Raw genomic sequence first — 16514 nt, 5'->3', positions numbered from 1 at the left:
CGTTGATCCTCTTCCCGGCGATCGACCTGGTGGGAGGGCACGTGGTGCGCCTCGCGCGCGGGGAGCGCTCCGCGATGGACGTCTACTCGGACGACCCGGCCGCGGTGGCCGAGGGGTTCCGCGACGCCGGGGCGAGCTGGGTGCACGTGGTGGACCTCTCCGCCACGCTCGAGGAGGACGAGGCGGCCCGAGCGGCCAACGACGCCGCCATCCGCGCCGTGTGCGCGGTGGAGGGGATCTCCGTGGACGCCGGGGGCGGCGTGCGCGACCTCGCGGCCGTCGAGCGGCTGGCGGGGCTGGGCGTGAGGCGGATCGCCATCGGGACGGCGCTCGTGCGCGACCCCGACTTTGCGCGGGAGGCCGCGGCGCGCTACGGCGAGCTGCTCGTGGCCGACGTGGCCGCGCGAGACGGCGAGGTGCGCGTGAACGGCTGGCGCGAGGGAGCGGCGCTCTCGGCTGACGAGCTGGTGGCGCGCCTCGCGGAGATGGGGTATCGCCACCTCGTCTTCACCGACGTGGCGCGCGACGGCATGCGCTGCGGCGTGGACGCGGCCGCCTACGCCCACGTGGCCGAGGTTGCGGGCTTTCCCGTGGTGGCCTCGGGCGGCATCGCGAGCCTGGACGACCTGCGGGCGCTCGCGGCGCTCGGGCCGGACGCGGTGGAGGGCGCCATCTGCGGACGCGCCCTCTACGAGGGGTCCTTCTCGCTGGAGGAGGCCCTGGCGGCCTGCGCGTGAGCGTGGCCGGCTCCGCGTGTTACGACCTGGCGGCGAGAGGGGCAGGAGGTCCCGGCTCGCGGTAAGCTTGGCGGCATGGGCCCGTGCGAGCGGGCGGGCCGTCGCCCCTCTTGCGGGGCGAGTCACGAAGTGAGCGAGCGAGGCGAGCGCCGAGCCCGGCAAGAGGGGTGACGGCTCGCCGGGGCTGGAGGAGAGGCCATGCTTACCAAGCGCGTCATACCCTGCCTGGACGTGAAGGACGGCCGCGTGGTGAAGGGCGTCAACTTCGTGGACCTGCGCGACGCCGGCGACCCGGTGGAGCTCGCGCGCCGCTACGACAAGGAGGGCGCCGACGAGGTGGTGTTCCTCGACATCACGGCCACCTCGGACGACCGCGCCACCACGATCGACCTCGCCGCGCGCGCGGCGGCCGAGCTGCGCATCCCCTTCACGGTGGGCGGCGGCTTTCGCGACGTGGCGGGCTGTCGGCAGATGATCGCGGCGGGCTCGGACAAGGTGTCCGTGAACTCCGCCGCGGTGCGCAGCCCCGAGCTCATCACGGCCGCGGCGACGGCCTTTGGCTCCCAGGCCGTGATCTGCGCCATCGACGCCAAGCGCGTGCCCGGCGCGGGCGACAAGTGGGAGGTCTACCTGGCGGGGGGCCGGCAGGCCACGGGCATCGACGCGGTTGCGTGGGCTGAGGAGGCGGCCCGGCGCGGGGCGGGGGAGATCCTGCTCACGAGTATGGACCGCGACGGCACCAAGGACGGCTTCGACCTGGCGCTCACCCGCGCGGTGTCGCGCGCCGTGCCCATTCCCGTGATCGCGTCGGGCGGCGTAGGCACGCTCGAGCACTTTGCCGAGGGCATCGTCGAGGGCGAGGCCGACGCGGTTCTCGCCGCGAGCGTCTTCCACTTTGGCACCTACACGATCCGCGAGGTCAAGGAGTACATGGCCAGCCAGGGCATCCCCGTGCGGCTTGACTTCTAGCGGCGCTCTTCTCGCCTGGCTCGGGCTGACGGCACGGCGAGAAGAGCGCGCTTCTTGCCAGAATCGGCGGCCGCCAAGAAAGTCTGAAACAATCCCGCTCCTGCCGCGCATCCAAGGTGAGGGCCCAAAGAACGCAGGCGAGAAGAGCTTTGAGACCGACGCGTACCTGCGCAACTGGCTCGTGCGTGTGACCGTGAACGAGTGCCGCTCGCTCTTCAGGCGCCCGTGGCGGCGTGTGGAGGACATCGAGGCCTACGCAAACCAGCTGCAAATGCCGAGCGAGGGGCACGTCCGCGTGTTCACGGCGGTGATGCGCCTCCCGGAGCGCTATCGCGTGCCGCTTGTTCTGCACTACTACGGGGGCTTCTCCACCGGGGGCGTTGCCTACGCGGTGGCAACGAGCGGCTTCTTCCAGCGCGTCTTTGGCGACCACGGACTGGGGGAGCGCTCCGAGTGGGGCTTCACAACATCGAGCGGCGAGGCCTACGGGTTCACGCGGGAGTTCTCCGACGCGGCGAGCGAGGGCGTGGTCGAGGACCTCGAGGCTGCGGTGGAGGAGGTCCGCGAGTTCGTGCTCACGCCGACGGCGTAGCGGCCACGGGGCGTCCGCCTTCGTCGAGCGAGACGACGAGCGGGCGCGCCTGGGCGGGGTCCTCCTGGGGAAAGTCCGCGCGAAAGTGGGCGCCGCGGCTTTCCGTGCGGGCCAGCATCGCGGTGACGAGCGCCCGAGCGGAGAGGATCGCGTTTGCGGCGTGGACTGACCCGGCCTGCGCGTTCTTCTCGTCCAGCTCGTCGAGGATGCGGCCCATCTGGCGCAGCCCCTCGTCCGTGCGCCCGATCAGGCAGAGCCTGTCCATGGCGCGCCTCAGGTCGCCCAGGTCCGGGCTGGCATGAGGGGGCCGCCCCGCCTCGCCGTCGAGAGCTGCGACGGAGGCTGCGCAGTCGGCGGCGGCGCGCCCGGTGGCGTGGCCAAAGACCAGGGCGTTTGCGCTCGAGAGCCCGCCGATGCGGTCTGCCCCGTGCATCCCGCCCGTGGCCTCGCCGCACGCAAAGAGCCCAGGCACGCCGGTGGAGCCGAGCTCGTCGACGAGGATGCCGCCGTTGGAGGCGTGCGCGTACGGCGCGATTCGCACGCCCTCGGCGGGACTCCTCCCAAACGCGCCCTCGAACCAGTCGAAGTACGTCTGCATGAACTCGGGCAGGCGTTCCGGGAGGTCGTAGGTCACCGCGGCCCCGCGCGGGCCCGCGGCGGAGACGGCCAGGTCGACCGCCCGATCTGGCAGGCTCGCCGAGAAGGGCCCGTGGCCACCGCGCTCGTCGAGAAGGGCGCCCGCCTCCGGTCCGTCCACGCCCTCGACCCGTGCGTAGCGGAAGGTCCGCTCGTTGAAGACGACGCCGCCCACGGGCTCTACGAGCCCCGGCATGATCTGGATGAACTCCACGTTCACGAGCCGCGCGCCATGGCGCAGCGCCACCGCGGCCGAGGTGCCCATGACGTCGGGCATGGTGAGCGTGCGCGAGAAGAGCCCGCCGAAGCCGCCCGTCGCGAGCACGACGGCCCCGGCCGCCACGACGCGCGCCGTGCCCGACCGCACGTCGTGAAGCGCGGCCCCGCAGACCCGCCCGTCCTTCTCGACGAGGTCGAGCAGCTCGTGGCGGGGGAGCAGCGTCACGCCCGCCCGCGCAAGCGCCGCCTCGGTCGCGGCGCGATACGACGCGCGCCCAATCCCGTGCCAGCACCGACGCTTGCGGTCGAAGCAGGGGATGAAGTCGCGCTCGTCCGGGTTGTCCGCGCCAAGGAGCTCCACGCCGCGAGCCTCGAGGCGCCCCACCGCCGGAGCGATTCCGCGCACGAGCGCCCGCGCGAGCTCTGGCACCGCCACGCCGCGCCCCACCTCGCAGATCGCGCCCACGAGGTCGTCCTCGTCCTTCTCGCCGTCCGGCCCTACGAGGCCGAGGCCCCAGGTGCCCCCGAAGAAGCTCGATCCGGAGAACGTGGGGCCCGCGCTCGCGAGCGCCACGCGCGCCCCCCGACCGGCCGCCGCGAGCGCGGCCTCGCAGCCCGCGATGCCCGCGCCCACCACGAGGACGTCGAATACGTCATTGTTACGCGCGTCGAGCATCGGTCCTTCCCTTCACTGCGGCGCGCTACACTGGCACGCGAGAGGAGGCATCATGTCCAAGAGCCCCGACGATTATACCTGCGCGCCTGGCGCATCCCGACCCGCCTACGCCGGCGAGCCGCTCGAGCCCGTGACGCTCGCCTCCGCAGGCGTCCGCCTTGACGAGCGCGGCCTCGTGCCGTGCGTGGTCCAGCAGGAGGGCACCGGCGAGGTGCTCATGGTGGCGTGGATGAGCGAGGAGTCCCTGCGCCTCACGCTCGAGACCGGCACCACGTGGTTCTGGAGCCGCAGCAGGCAGGAGCTCTGGAATAAGGGCGCCACCAGCGGCAACGTGCAGAGCGTGCGTCGCGTGCTCGTGGACTGCGACGCGGACACGCTGCTCGTGGTCGTGGACTCGCCCGGACCCGCCTGCCACACCGGCCACCGCAGCTGCTTCTACCGCGAGCTCGCGTGATGCCGGCTCGTCCCGGCAACCGTGCCTAAGGAGGACCCATGGGGGAGAGAACCGCAAACGTCCAGGACGGCGACATCGGCGAGACGCTCGGCGGGCTCGCCGCCGTCATTCACGGTCGCCGCGACGCCTCGCCGGAGCAGTCCTACACCGCCCGCCTGCTTCAAGGCCCGGTGGACACCCTGCTCAAGAAGGTGACCGAGGAGGCCACCGAGGTCGCGCTGGCCTGCAAGGACAATGACCACGACCACATCCGCTACGAGGCGGCCGACCTTGTCTATCATCTTCTCGTCACGTTGGAGCGCTATGGTGTGTCCGTAGAGGAGCTCGCGGGCGAGCTCGACGCACGCCACAGGTAGTTCGTAGATAGGAGCCGCATGGCCTCAAGACCGGAAAACGTCACCGAGAGGGACCTTGCGTCCGTTATCCAGCCCGTCATCCTGGGGGCCGACTACTCGGCGTACGCCTACGTCCGCGCCTTCCGCGAGGCCTACGGGGCACGCCCGATCATCTGCGCGAGCTTCGACGTCAAGTCCATCTCGCGCACGCGCTTCGCCGACTACCGCGTGGTGGAGGGCATCGACGAGCCCGAGGTCCTTCTCGCCACCCTGCGCGAGATGGGCGAGGAGCTCTGCTCCGCGGGAAGGCTCCCGTTCCTCGTGACCTGCGGAGACTTCTACGCGCGCATCGTCTCCCAGCACAAGGCGGAGCTCGAGCGCTGGTTCTACACGCCGGTCGTTGACTTTGCCGTGCTCGACCTCGTGACGCAGAAGGAGAACTTCTACCGCGTCTGCGACGAGGTGGGCGTGGCCTACCCCAGGACGCGCTTCCTCGACTGCTCGGACCCCTCCGCGGAGGCGGACGACTCCGGCTTCACCTACCCGCTCGTCGCCAAGCCCTCCAACTCGGCCGCCTACCACTACGCCGAGTTCGAGGGCAAGAAGAAGGTCTTCTACGTCGACGAGCCCGCCGAGCTGCGGCGCATCTTCGACGCGCTCAAGCGCTCGTGCTACGACGAGAGCCTCATCGTGCAGGAGTACGTGGGCGGCGGGGACTCCCACATGCACGCCGTCTACCTCTACGCGGACGAGCACTCGGACGTGAGCTTCTGCGTCTGCGGCCACGTGGGCCTCGAGGACCACGCCCCCGGCGCCATCGGCAACGCCGTGGCCATGACCGGCGAGAAGAACCCCGAGCTCGAGGAGGCGGCGGCGCGCTTTGTGAAGCGCGTGGGCTACCACGGGATGGGCACCTTCGACGCCAAGTGGGACGAGCGCACGGGCACCTACAAGTTCCTCGAGATGAACGCGCGCCCGGGGCGCAGCTCCTGGATCGTGCTTCTCGCCGGCGTGAACTTCGCGCGGGTGCAGGTGGAGGACGTCGTCCTGGGGCGCCGCCCGGAGCGCGTCGAGCCGAGCGCGGAGTGGGTCTACGTGGCCGCCCCGCGCCAGGTCATCGAGCGCTGCATGCCCGCGGGGGCGCTCAGGGACCGCATCCTCGCCGCCTTCCGCGAGCGCCGCGCGAGCTTTGCCCTCGACTGGCGCGGCGGGCGCGACGCGCTCGCCCAGCGCCTCTGGGCCTACGTCAACTTCTACCACCAGATCTCGAAGTTCAAGAGGTACCTGCCGGACGGGGACGCCTCGTGAGCGAGCCCGGGCGCCCGGCCGCCCCCGAGCCCGCGTCCGCCCACGTGGAGCCCACCCTCGCCGAGCAGGTGGCCCAGGTCCCCACGGACCCGGGCTGCTACCTGTGGAAGGACGCCAAGGGCGAGGTCGTCTACGTGGGCAAGGCAAAGAACCTGCGCGCCCGCATGCGCCAGTACGTGACGCTCGCCGACGAGCGCGAGAAGATCCCGCTCATGATGCAGGTGGTCAAGTCCTTCGACTACGTGGTGGTGGGCTCCGAGCACGAGGCGCTCGTGCTGGAGCGCAACCTCATCGCGCAGTACCACCCCTACTTCAACGTGGACTACAAGGACGACAAGAGCTACCCCTTCATCGCCATCACCGAGTCCGACGTCTTCCCGGCCATCAAGTACACGCGCGAGAAGCACAGGAAGGGCACGCGCTACTTTGGCCCCTACACCGACGCCCGCGCCGCGCGCGAGACGATCGACACGCTGCGCAAGGTGGTCCCCATCTGCGTGGCCACGTGCGCGGAGTGGAAGCGCGCGCGGCGCCTGCTCGAGCGCGACCCCGACCAGGCGGCCGTGGCCAACATGGTGCTCGCCGAGCGCTGTCGCCCGTGCTTCGACTATCACGTGGGCCGCGGCCCCGGCGTGTGCGCCGGCATGATCGACACCGTCGAGTACGCGCGCCACGTGGACCAGGTGGAGCGCTTCCTGCAGGGGCACCGCTCCGAGATCGTGGGCGAGCTCACCGAGCAGATGCGCGCGGCCGCCGCCGACCTGGACTTCGAGCGCGCCGGCCGCATCAAGGCGCGCCTCGACAGCCTCGACGCGCTCGACGACCGCCAGCAGGTGGTCTTCTCGTCGAGCGTGAGCCTCGACCTCGTGGGCGTCTACCGCGAGGAGACCATCAGCTGCGCCTGCGTCTTCTGCGTGCGCGAGGGCCGCACGGTCCGCTCCGTGGAGTTCGTGCTGGACAAGGGCCTCGATGTCTCGGAGGAGGAGCTCGTCTCCGGCTTCGTCAAGCGCTACTACGACGAGACGGCCGACGTCCCCTCCGAGGTCGACCTCGACGTGGAGCTCTCGGACGCGGAGGTCATAGCGGGGTGGCTCGCCGAGAAGCGCGGGCACTCCGTGCGCCTCCACCGGCCCCAGCGCGGCGAGAAGCGCCACCTGCTCGACATGGCCGCCGCCAACGCCCGCCACGCGCTCATGCGCTACATGGTGCGCACGGGCTACGCCGACGACCGCACCAACAAGGCGCTCCTGCAGCTCGAGAGCGCGCTGGCGCTCGACGCCCCGCCCCTGCGCATAGAGTGCTTCGACATCTCCACGCTGCACGGCCGCTTCACCGTGGCCTCGATGGTGGTCTTCACGAACGGGCGGCCGGACAAGTCCCAGTACCGCCGCTTCAAGGTGCGCGCCGAGCTCGACGAGGCGAACGACTTCGTCTCCATGCAGGAGGTCCTGGGTCGGCGTTACGCCCCGGAGCGCATGGCCGACGAGCGCTTTGGCTCGCGCCCCGACCTGCTCGTGGTCGACGGCGGCAAGCCTCAGCTGACGGCCGCCATGGCCCAGCTCGCCGAGCTCGGTCTCGACATCCCGGTCTGCGGCCTCGCCAAGTCCGACGAGGAGATCTTCGTCCCCTGGGACGACACGCCGGTCGTGCTGCCCTCCGGCTCGCCCTCGCTCTACCTCATCAAGCAGGTGCGCGACGAGTCGCACCGCTTTGCGATCACCTTCCACCGGGAGCTCCGCGACAAGGCCATGACGGTCTCGGTCCTCGACGAGGTGCCGGGCGTGGGGCCCAAGCGCAAGCGCGCGCTTTTGAAGCGCTTCGGCTCGCTCAAGCGCCTGCGCGCGGCGAGCGAGGAGGAGATCGCGGCCACGCCGGGGATTCCCGCGGAGGTGGCCCACGCGGTCTTCGAGACGCTTAGGGCACTTGGTTGATACCAGTAGCTTAAAGAGTGTGACGCCGTGGGCCGACGCCCGAGGCCACGCAGCTATCTCCGAGGGTGAGGCGGCGGGCCCAGGACGTCGTCCGGCTGGCAAAGTGAGTGTGACCACCATACCAGGGGTGTGCCAGTTTACATTCCGTTAACCGTCTGCGGGGACCAATCATGCCGTCTGTCGGTTTGAGCGCCGGAGGGGGACCGCCGTCCCGTAGGGTAATCGAATAGGGACGGCCGCCACGCAGAGGCGGTCGCAGGAGGAGATAGGAAGAGAACATGAAGAAGCTCAGCAGCGCCGTGTCTCGTCGTACGTTCCTCGGTGGGGCGGCGGCGGTCAGCGCCCTCGGTCTCGCCGCGTGCGGCGGCGACACCACGACGACCGACGACACCCAGGGCGGCGACACCGCCACGGGCGGCATCATCTCCGCGGGCTCCGCGTACGCCCCCTCGGACTACAACCCCACGTCCACCTCTTCGGCCTTCTGCCTTGGCTCCAACTGGCACGTCCTCGAGGGCCTCTACGGGTGCGACCCGCACGACTACAGCACCTTCCCCGAGCTCGCCACCGGCGACCCGGAGCAGGTCGACGACACCACCTTCACCGTCACGCTGCGTGAGGGCGCCGCGTTCTCCAACGGCAACGCCGTGACCGCCGCCGACGTCGTCGAGTCCTTCGACCGCACCAAGGCCAACGGCACCTACGCCTCGTTCCTGACTCCGATCGACTCGCTCGAGGCCACCGACGACGCCACCATCACGGTGAAGACCGCCATCGCCAACTTCTCGCTGCTCAAGGAGCGCCTGGCGCTCGTTCGCGTCTTCCCCGCCGGCACGACTGATGACGAGCTCGCCAACACGCCCGTCGGCTCCGGCCCGTGGATGTACAGCTCCATCACGGACACCGCGGTAGAGCTCGTCCCCAACCCCAACTACAACGGCTCGCTGCCCGCCGAGGACTCCACCCTGCACTACGACATCCTCACGGACGCCACCGCGCGCATGACCGCGCAGCAGCAGGGCACCACGCTCGTCATGGAGTCCGTCACCGCAGACGCCATCGAGACCATCGAGGGGGCTGGCTGCAAGGTTGACACCGTCCAGGGCTTCGGCACCCGCTTCATCATGTTCAACACCGCTAAGGCCCCGTGGGACAACGTGAGCGCCCGCCAGGCGATCATGTACGCCCTCAACACCGACCAGATGGTCACCAACATCTTCAACGGCCTGGCCGCCACCGCCTCGTCCTACATCCCCAAGGACTTCCCCAACTACCAGGAGGCCTCCACGGTCTACACCTACGACCCGGAGAAGGCCCAGTCCCTGCTCTCCGAGGCCGGCGTAACCCCGGGCGACCTCAAGATTCGCTGCACGGACAACACCCAGGCCTCCGCGATGGCCACTCAGGCGCAGCAGGACCTCTCGGCGCTCGGCTTCAACGCTACTATCGACGAGCAGACCTCGCAGGCCACCTACGCAGCCATCGACGGCGGGTCCGACGACTTCGACATCCTCATCGCCCCGGGCGACCCGTCCTGCTGGGGCGCCGATCCCGACCTGCTCCTCAACTGGTGGTACGGCGTGACCCCGTGGCAGGACACCCGCACCAAGTGGTCGGAGTCCGAGGAGTTCGCCCAGATTCGCGAGCTCATGAACACCGCCCTCGGCCAGTCCGGCGACGAGCAGCAGGCTACCTGGAAGCAGGTCTACGACCTCATCGCCGAGAACTGCGTCCTGTACCCGCTCATCCACGTCCAGACCGTGACCGCGTCCTGGGCTGACGCCTCCGCGTCCCCGACCGGCACCGCCATCGAGGGCTTCGAGGGCATCGGCACGACCGGCATGTACTTCCTCGGCGCTAAGACCGTCACCGCGTAAGGCCGTCGAGGTTCTTCTCGCCTCGTTGACCTGACGGTGACGAGGCGGGCGAGGATGTTCGGGGGGCCCGGGCACGAGTCTGCTCGGGCCCCTCTTCTCGCAAGGTAGGCAAGAGAGAGGAGAGGGTATGAACAACCTCCTGCGCCTTATCGGCCGGCGTCTCATCGCGCTGCCGATCATGGCCCTGGGCGTCACCCTGCTCGTGTTCTTCCTCATGTCCTTCACCGACCCCTCCATTCCGGCACGAACCGTCCTCGGCGAGGGCGCGTCTCCGGAGGCCGTCGAGGAGTACATGGACGAGCACGGCATGAATGACCCGTGGCCCGTTCGCTACGTGGACTACATCGGCGGTCTCGTCCAGGGCGACCTGGGCACCTACGGCAGCCGCCAGACCCCGGTGTCCACCGCCATCGCGTCGGCCCTGCCCATCACGATGCAGCTCACCTTCTTCGGCCTGCTCATCGCGGCCGTCTTCTCGTTCACGCTTGGCGTCATATCGGCCCTCTACCGGGACAAATGGCCTGACCAGGTGATACGCGTGATATCCATCGCGGGAATCGCAACGCCGTCCTTCTGGCTGGCGGTCCTGCTGATACTTCTCGTGACCATGGCAGGCCTCACGAGGGTGTTCCCGTCCTCCGGCGCCCTGCCGAACCTCTTCACCAGCCCCGCCGGCTACTTCGGGCGCATGATTATGCCGGCCATCGCCCTGGCCTTCCCGGTCATCGGCCAGATGACGCGTATCGTGCGCACGGCCATGGTCGAGGAGCTTGACAAGGACTACGTGCAGACGGCCCGCGGCTCGGGCATCCCCGAGAACGTGGTCATTGCGAAGAACGTGCTGCGCAACGCCCTCATCACCCCGGTCACCACGCTTGGCCTCAAGATCGGCTACCTCATGGGAGGTGCCGTCGTCATCGAGGTCATCTTTGCGCTCCCCGGCATGGGCACCCTCATCCAGCAGGGCATCACCGGCGGCGAGATCATGCTCGTCCAGGGCGTCGTCGTGGTCGTGGCACTGGCCTTCGTTGTGATCAACATCGTGGTTGACATGCTCTACCTGCTGATCAACCCGCGCATTAGGACGGTGTAGGCCCCATGACTAAGATCAGAGAGAACAAGACAAAGAAGCTTGAGCAGGCCGCCGCCAAGGGCGCGAGGTTCAGCGGACTCAAGAACATGAGCCTGTCGAGCAAGATCTCCCTCGTCCTTCTCATTCTAGTGGCGCTCTCCGCGATTCTCGCCCCGGTCATCGCCCCGCACGATCCGCTCAACATCTACCAGGCCTACCAGCCGCCCTCGCAGGAGTTCGTCTTTGGCACGGACAACATCGGCCGTGACATCCTCTCCCGCATGCTCTACGGCGGCCAGTACTCGCTCGTGATCGGCTTCGGCGCCACCGCGCTCGCGCTCGTGCTCGGCTCGATCATCGGCGCTGTGGCGGCCGTCGCGCGCAAGGCCATCTCCGAGGTCATCATGCGCGTGCTCGACGTCATCATGTCCATCCCGGGCATCGCCCTCGCCGCCATCCTGGTGCTCATCCTGGGCAACTCCGTTCCGGCCATCATCTTCTCGATCGGCTTCATGTACACGCCGCAGATTGCGCGCATCGTCCGCGCGAACGTGGTGTCCGAGTACGGGGAGGACTACGTCCGCGCGGTCATCGTCTCCGGCGCCCGCGCTCCGTGGATTCTCATGCGCCACGTCCTGCGCAACTGCATCGCGCCGATCATGGTCTTCACGGTCACCCTCGTCGCTGACGCCATCATCTTCGAGGCGTCGCTCACCTTCATTGGCGCCGGCATCGCTGAACCTACCGCCACGTGGGGCAACATCCTGTCCTCCGCGCGCGACGGCGTCCTTCTCGGCCGCTGGTGGCAGGCGCTGTTCCCGGGCATCGCGATCATGGTCACCTGCCTCGCGCTCAACATCCTCTCCGAGGGCCTGACCGACGCCATGGCCGCCGCCCCGTCCGCCCCCGTGGCCAACGAGAACGCCGAGAGCCGCCGCGAGGCCGACCTTCTCGTCGCCGACCCCGTGCGCGCCTACAAGGAGCAGGCCGAGTCCCTGTCTCGCCGTCTCGGCGCCCTGCGCGAGGTGGAGCTCGCGCGCACGGACCGTCGCGTGCCCGACTACTCGGTGGAGCCGCTGCTGCAGGTCAGGAACCTCTCGATCGGCTTCCCGCGCCACGGTGACGTCAACGTGGTCGACAACGTCTCCTTTGACGTCCGCCCCGGCCAGTGCATGGCCCTCGTGGGCGAGTCCGGCTGCGGCAAGTCCATCACCACCAAGACCATCATGAACCTCCTGCCCGACAGCGCCCGCATCACCGGCGAGGTGCTCTACAAGGGCCAGGACCTGCTCAAGCTCACCAAGGAGGAGCACCGCAAGCTGCTGGGCCACGAGCTCGCGATGGTCTATCAGGACTCGCTCTCCTCGCTCAACCCCTCGATGCTCATCTCCGCGCAGATGAAGCAGCTCACGAGCCGCGGCGGCACCCGCAGCGCCGAGGAGCTGCTCGAGCTCGTGGGCCTCGACCCCAAGCGCACGCTCGAGTCCTACCCGCACGAGCTCTCCGGTGGCCAGTGCCAGCGCGTCATCATCGCCATGGCGCTCACGCGCAACCCGTCGCTCGTCATCTGCGACGAGCCCACCACGGCGCTTGACGTGACGGTCCAGAAGCAGGTCATCAAGCTCCTGAACGACCTCCAGAAGCAGCTCGGCTTCGCGATGATCTTCGTGTCCCACGACCTCGCGCTCGTCGCGGAGGTCGCCTCCGAGATCACCGTCATGTACGCAGGACAGGTCGTCGAGTCCGCCCCCACCAAGGAGCTGCTCACCAACCCGGTCCACGAGTACACCCAGGGCCTCCTCGGCTCCGTGCTCTCGATCGAGGCGCACGACGGCAGCCGCCTGCACCAGGTGCCCGGCTCCGTCCCGAGCCCGGCGGACTTCCCCAAGGGCGACCGCTTCGCCCCGCGCTCGAGCCACCCCACCGTGGGCCTCGACGTCCATCCCGTGCTCAAGCTCGTCCCCGGAACCGAGCACCACTTCGTCTCGGAGATCCCGGACGAGGAGCTCGCGAAGAACGGTCTCGTTTCCCGACTGGAGGTGAGGTAGATGGCAGAGAAGAACTCTGGGCAGACCCCCATCATCTTCCTCGACAACATCTCGGTCACGTTCAAGTCCCGCACGGGGTCGCTGTTCCACCCCAACCTCGTGCACGCCGTGAACGGCCTCACCCTCAAGCTCATGCCCGGTGAGACCATCGGCATCGTCGGCGAGTCCGGCTGCGGCAAGTCCACGACGGCCAACGTCATGTGCGGCCTCCAGTCGCCGACCTCGGGCCACGTCTACTTCAAGGGTGACGACGTCACCAAGCGCACGGCGGAGCTCCGCAAGAAGATCGGCCGCGTGGTCTCCGTGGTGTTCCAGAACCCTGCCACGGCGCTCAACCCGCGCATGTCCGTACACGACCAGCTGCTCGACCCGCTGGTCGTCCACAAGGTTGCCTCGGAGGACGAGCGCGAGGCGCGCGTCCAGGAGCTCCTGGGCGTCGTCGGCCTGCCGTCGTCGGCGATGTACGCGCTGCCCGGCCAGCTCTCCGGCGGCCAGCGCCAGCGCGTCGCCATCGCCCGCGCGCTCTCGCTCCAGCCCGACGTCATCATCGCGGACGAGCCCACGTCCGCCCTCGACGTCTCGGTCCGCGCGCAGATCCTGAACCTGCTCACGGACCTCAAGAAGGAGCTCGGCCTGGCCATGGTCTTCATCAGCCACGACATCCAGACGGAGCGCTACATCTCCGACCGCATCGTCGTCATGAACCACGGCCAGATCATGGAGGAGGGGCCCGCGAGGCAGATATTCGAGGACCCCAAGGACGCCTACACCAAGACGCTCCTCGCGGCTGCGCCGTCACTGCTCCACCCCAACCTCGGCCAGTAGGCCCACCCGTTCGTCCGCGGGCGCGCCTCCGGGCGCGCCCGCTTTGCGAAATCGGCGGGCGGCGGGCACTTCTCGCCCGCCAGCCGCTAGCATCTGAGCGTGCCATCCCGTTTGCGGTCCCCCCGACCGCACCGAAGAAAGGATCAGCATGGCAGAGAACTTCAAGATCAGGGGCGTCGTTCCGCCCGTCGTCGTCCCCGACACCCCCGACCACCAGCTCGACGTCCCCTCGTTCGAGCGCCTCATCAACCGCATGATCGACGCCGGCGTCGACGGCCTGTTCTTCCTCGGCTCCTCCGGCGAGGTCGTCTTCTCCACCGACGAGCGCCGCCGCCAGATCATCTCCGAGGCCGTGCGCATCGTCGACCACCGCGTGCCCGTCCTCGTGGGCATCATCGACACCGAGACCGAGCGCGTGCTCGAGCACGGCCGCGTCGCCACCGAGCTCGGCGCCGACGCGCTCGTCGCCACCGCGCCCTTCTACGCGCTCGGCGGCATGGCTGAGGTCGAGGAGCACTTCCGCATCCTGCACGACGAGCTCGACCTGCCCATCTTCGCCTACGACATCCCGGTGTGCGTGCACACCAAGCTGCCGTGGCCGCTGCTCGTGAAGCTCGGCAGCGAGGGCGTGCTCGCCGGCGTCAAGGACTCCTCCGGCGACGACATCTCCTTCCGCTATCTCTGCCAGGCAAACGAGAAGGCCGGCCACCCGCTGAGCCTGCTCACCGGCCACGAGATCGTGGTCGACGGAGCCTACCTCTCCGGCGCGGACGGCTCCGTCCCTGGCCTGGCCAACGTCGAGCCCGAGGGCTACGTGCGCATGTGGAGGGCCGCCGAGGCGGGCGACTGGGCGACGGTCAAGGCCGAGCAGGACCGACTCAACGACATCTCCCACATCTTCGACGTGACGAGCGGCGTCCAGGGCTACGCGGGGGGCGTGGGCGCCTTCAAGACCGCCCTCATGCTGCTCGGCGTCTTTGACTCCAACACCATGCCGCGCCCGGTCAAGGCCCTCGAGGGCGACAACGTCGAGGCCATCCGCAAGGTCCTCGCCGAGACCGGCCTTCTCTAGGGGGGAGCCATGAGCCAGACCATCGTGGCCGTCGACATCGGCGGCACCAAGATCGCCTGCGGCCTCGTCGCCCTGGGCGGCGAGAAGCCCGTCATCTCCAAGGTGGAGAAGGTTCCCACCGACGCCATGGCCGGCGGCGAGCACGTCCTCGCCACGGTCCTCGCGCAGATCAAGGCCGCCATCGAGCGCGCCGACGAGCCGCCCGTGGGCGTGGGCATCTCCTCAGCCGGCGTGGTAAACCCGCGCAACGGCGACATCACCTTCGCCAACGAGCTCATGCCCGGCTGGGGTGGCACGCGCCTCGGCACCGAGGTCACCGCCGCCACCGGGCTGCCCTGCCGCGTCCTCAACGACGTCCACGCGCACGCACTCGGCGAGGCGCGCTGGGGCGGCGGGCGCGACGCCAAGAGCTGCCTGGTCGTGGCCGTGGGCACCGGCATCGGCGGCGCCTTCGTCGAGTGGGGCAAGATCATGCTCGGCGCCCACGACGAGGCTGGCCACATCGGCCACGTCTGTTGCCCGGCCGCCGCGGGCGTGCCGTGCAGCTGCGGAGCCACCGGCCACCTCGAGCCCATCGCGGCCGGCCCCGGCATCATCGAGGAGTACGTGCGCCTCGGCGGCGACGCCGAGCTGCCCGACGGAACCCCGATGGACGGCGCGGAGATCGACCGCCGCGCCGCCGCGGGCGACGAGAACGCCTGCGCCGCGGAGGCCCGCGCGGGCCGCGCCCTCGGCGAGGTCCTCGGCAGCATGTGCAACATGCTCGACCCGGACTGCGTGATCCTCTCCGGGTCGGTGGCCCAGTGCGGGCCCGCCTGGTCCGACGCCATGTCCGAGGCCTTCAGGGGACAGGCCATGCCGCCCGTTGCCACCACGCCTATCGTGGGCGGCGAGCTCGGCGGCGACGCCCCGCTCATCGGCGCGGCGGAGAACTTCGTCAGCTCCGGCTACGCCGAGGTCACCGACTGACTCGAAGGGGGACGACCCCCTCTTGAGTCATCCAAAGGAGGAAGCATGGCACATCATCCGCTCGTCGAGTCCCTGCGCGGCAAGCTCATCGTGAGCGTCCAGGCCTACCCGGGCGAGCCCCTGCGTCACCCGGAGACCATGGCGCAGATGGCGCGCGCCTGCGAGCTGGGCGGCGCCGCGGCCATCCGCTGCCAGGGACTCTCTGACATCGCCGCCATCAAGGGCCGCGTGGAGATTCCCGTCATCGGCCTGTGGAAGGAGGGCCACGAGGGCGTCTACATCACCCCGACGCTGCGTCACGCCATGGCGTGCGTGCACGCCGGAGCCGACGTGGTGGCCCTCGACGCCACCGACCGCCCGCGCCCTGACGGACGCACCTTCGAGGAGACGGTCGAGGCGATCCGCGCCGCCTCCGACGTGCTCATCATGGCCGACTGCATGACCATCGAGGACATCCGCCGCGGCGTGGCCGCCGGGTGCGACCTCGTCTCCACCACGCTCTCGCACAACAAGGCTGCCATCGACACCACGATGGACGACGGCCCGGACATCCCGATCCTCACGCAGGCCGTGAGCGAGTTCCCGGACGCCGCCATCATCTGCGAGGGCCACGTCCACACCCCGGCCGACGCGCGCGCCGCCATGGACGCGGGCGCCTGGGCCGTGGTGTCCGGTACCGCCATCACGCACCCCACGTCGATCACCAGCTGGTTCGTTGACGCCATCAAGTAGGGGAGCGCCGCAGTTTCGAACGCGCGGGGCCGCGGTCCGTCTGGGCCGCGGCCCCGCGTTCT

Annotated in this window: 15 protein-coding genes; 14 read left to right on the top strand and 1 reads right to left on the bottom strand. The window is 69.5% G+C overall.

Features of this window, described 5'->3' with window-relative positions:
* Nucleotides 1–2: 2 nt before the first annotated feature.
* The 3 genes from B5F23_RS01985 (at nucleotide 3) to B5F23_RS01975 (ending at nucleotide 2298) form a co-directional block, all read left to right on the top strand.
* Nucleotides 3–737 carry a 1-(5-phosphoribosyl)-5-[(5-phosphoribosylamino)methylideneamino]imidazole-4-carboxamide isomerase gene (locus tag B5F23_RS01985; protein ID WP_087351039.1) on the top strand — a complete coding sequence of 245 codons (735 nt, stop codon included), beginning with the start codon at nucleotides 3–5 and terminating at the stop codon, nucleotides 735–737.
* Between the two features lie 198 nt (nucleotides 738–935).
* Nucleotides 936–1706 (top strand): imidazole glycerol phosphate synthase subunit HisF, encoded by a 771-nt coding sequence (gene hisF / locus B5F23_RS01980; RefSeq protein WP_087351036.1) that lies wholly within the window; start codon nucleotides 936–938, stop codon nucleotides 1704–1706.
* A gap of 193 nt (nucleotides 1707–1899) precedes the next feature.
* Entirely contained in the window at nucleotides 1900–2298 is a 399-nt protein-coding gene (locus B5F23_RS01975; protein ID WP_143786336.1) for an RNA polymerase sigma factor, read from the top strand.
* Here B5F23_RS01975 and B5F23_RS01970 read toward each other — a convergent pair.
* Complete coding sequence (locus tag B5F23_RS01970; RefSeq protein WP_087351029.1) at nucleotides 2282–3829, bottom strand: FAD-binding protein; 1548 nt, start codon at nucleotides 3827–3829, stop codon at nucleotides 2282–2284. The genes B5F23_RS01975 and B5F23_RS01970 overlap by 17 nt on opposite strands.
* A gap of 52 nt (nucleotides 3830–3881) precedes the next feature.
* Between B5F23_RS01970 and hisI the strand changes: the two genes are divergently transcribed.
* The 11 genes from hisI to B5F23_RS01915 all read left to right on the top strand — a co-directional run bounded on the left by hisI (nucleotide 3882) and on the right by B5F23_RS01915 (nucleotide 16452).
* Nucleotides 3882–4283 carry a phosphoribosyl-AMP cyclohydrolase gene (hisI, locus tag B5F23_RS01965; RefSeq protein ID WP_087351024.1) on the top strand — a complete coding sequence of 134 codons (402 nt, stop codon included), beginning with the start codon at nucleotides 3882–3884 and terminating at the stop codon, nucleotides 4281–4283.
* 38 nt (nucleotides 4284–4321) lie between these two features.
* Complete coding sequence (gene hisE, locus B5F23_RS01960; protein WP_087351021.1) at nucleotides 4322–4639, top strand: phosphoribosyl-ATP diphosphatase; 318 nt, start codon at nucleotides 4322–4324, stop codon at nucleotides 4637–4639.
* An 18-nt stretch (nucleotides 4640–4657) separates the two neighbouring features.
* Entirely contained in the window at nucleotides 4658–5926 is a 1269-nt protein-coding gene (locus B5F23_RS01955) for a carboxylate--amine ligase (RefSeq protein ID WP_087351018.1), read from the top strand.
* Nucleotides 5923–7857, top strand: coding sequence for an excinuclease ABC subunit UvrC (uvrC, locus tag B5F23_RS01950; protein ID WP_087351013.1), 1935 nt, complete (start codon nucleotides 5923–5925; stop codon nucleotides 7855–7857). Before B5F23_RS01955 ends, uvrC begins: the two co-directional genes overlap by 4 nt.
* 278 nt (nucleotides 7858–8135) lie before the next feature.
* Nucleotides 8136–9734, top strand: a complete 1599-nt coding sequence (locus tag B5F23_RS01945) for an ABC transporter substrate-binding protein (RefSeq protein WP_087351011.1) — start codon at nucleotides 8136–8138, stop codon at nucleotides 9732–9734.
* 127 nt (nucleotides 9735–9861) lie between these two features.
* The gene (locus B5F23_RS01940; protein ID WP_087351008.1) at nucleotides 9862–10827 is read left to right on the top strand and encodes an ABC transporter permease; all 966 of its coding nucleotides are present in this window, start codon (nucleotides 9862–9864) and stop codon (nucleotides 10825–10827) included.
* Between the two features lie 5 nt (nucleotides 10828–10832).
* Nucleotides 10833–12854 (top strand): dipeptide/oligopeptide/nickel ABC transporter permease/ATP-binding protein, encoded by a 2022-nt coding sequence (locus B5F23_RS01935; RefSeq protein ID WP_087351007.1) that lies wholly within the window; start codon nucleotides 10833–10835, stop codon nucleotides 12852–12854.
* Nucleotides 12855–13679, top strand: coding sequence for an ABC transporter ATP-binding protein (locus B5F23_RS01930; RefSeq protein WP_087351004.1), 825 nt, complete (start codon nucleotides 12855–12857; stop codon nucleotides 13677–13679).
* Nucleotides 13680–13827: 148 nt separating this feature from the next.
* Nucleotides 13828–14751 (top strand): dihydrodipicolinate synthase family protein, encoded by a 924-nt coding sequence (locus tag B5F23_RS01925; protein WP_087351001.1) that lies wholly within the window; start codon nucleotides 13828–13830, stop codon nucleotides 14749–14751.
* 9 nt (nucleotides 14752–14760) lie between these two features.
* Complete coding sequence (locus B5F23_RS01920) at nucleotides 14761–15720, top strand: ROK family protein (protein ID WP_087350999.1); 960 nt, start codon at nucleotides 14761–14763, stop codon at nucleotides 15718–15720.
* Nucleotides 15721–15765: 45 nt separating this feature from the next.
* Nucleotides 15766–16452 (top strand): N-acetylmannosamine-6-phosphate 2-epimerase, encoded by a 687-nt coding sequence (locus B5F23_RS01915; protein ID WP_087350996.1) that lies wholly within the window; start codon nucleotides 15766–15768, stop codon nucleotides 16450–16452.
* Nucleotides 16453–16514: the final 62 nt, after the last annotated feature.

It is taken from the genome of Olsenella sp. An188, from assembly GCF_002160255.1.
Taxonomy (GTDB): Bacteria; Actinomycetota; Coriobacteriia; order Coriobacteriales; family Atopobiaceae; genus Thermophilibacter; species Thermophilibacter avistercoris.
Note: the sequence above shows the minus strand (reverse complement) of the source record. Positions and strands in the feature narration are given on the sequence as shown.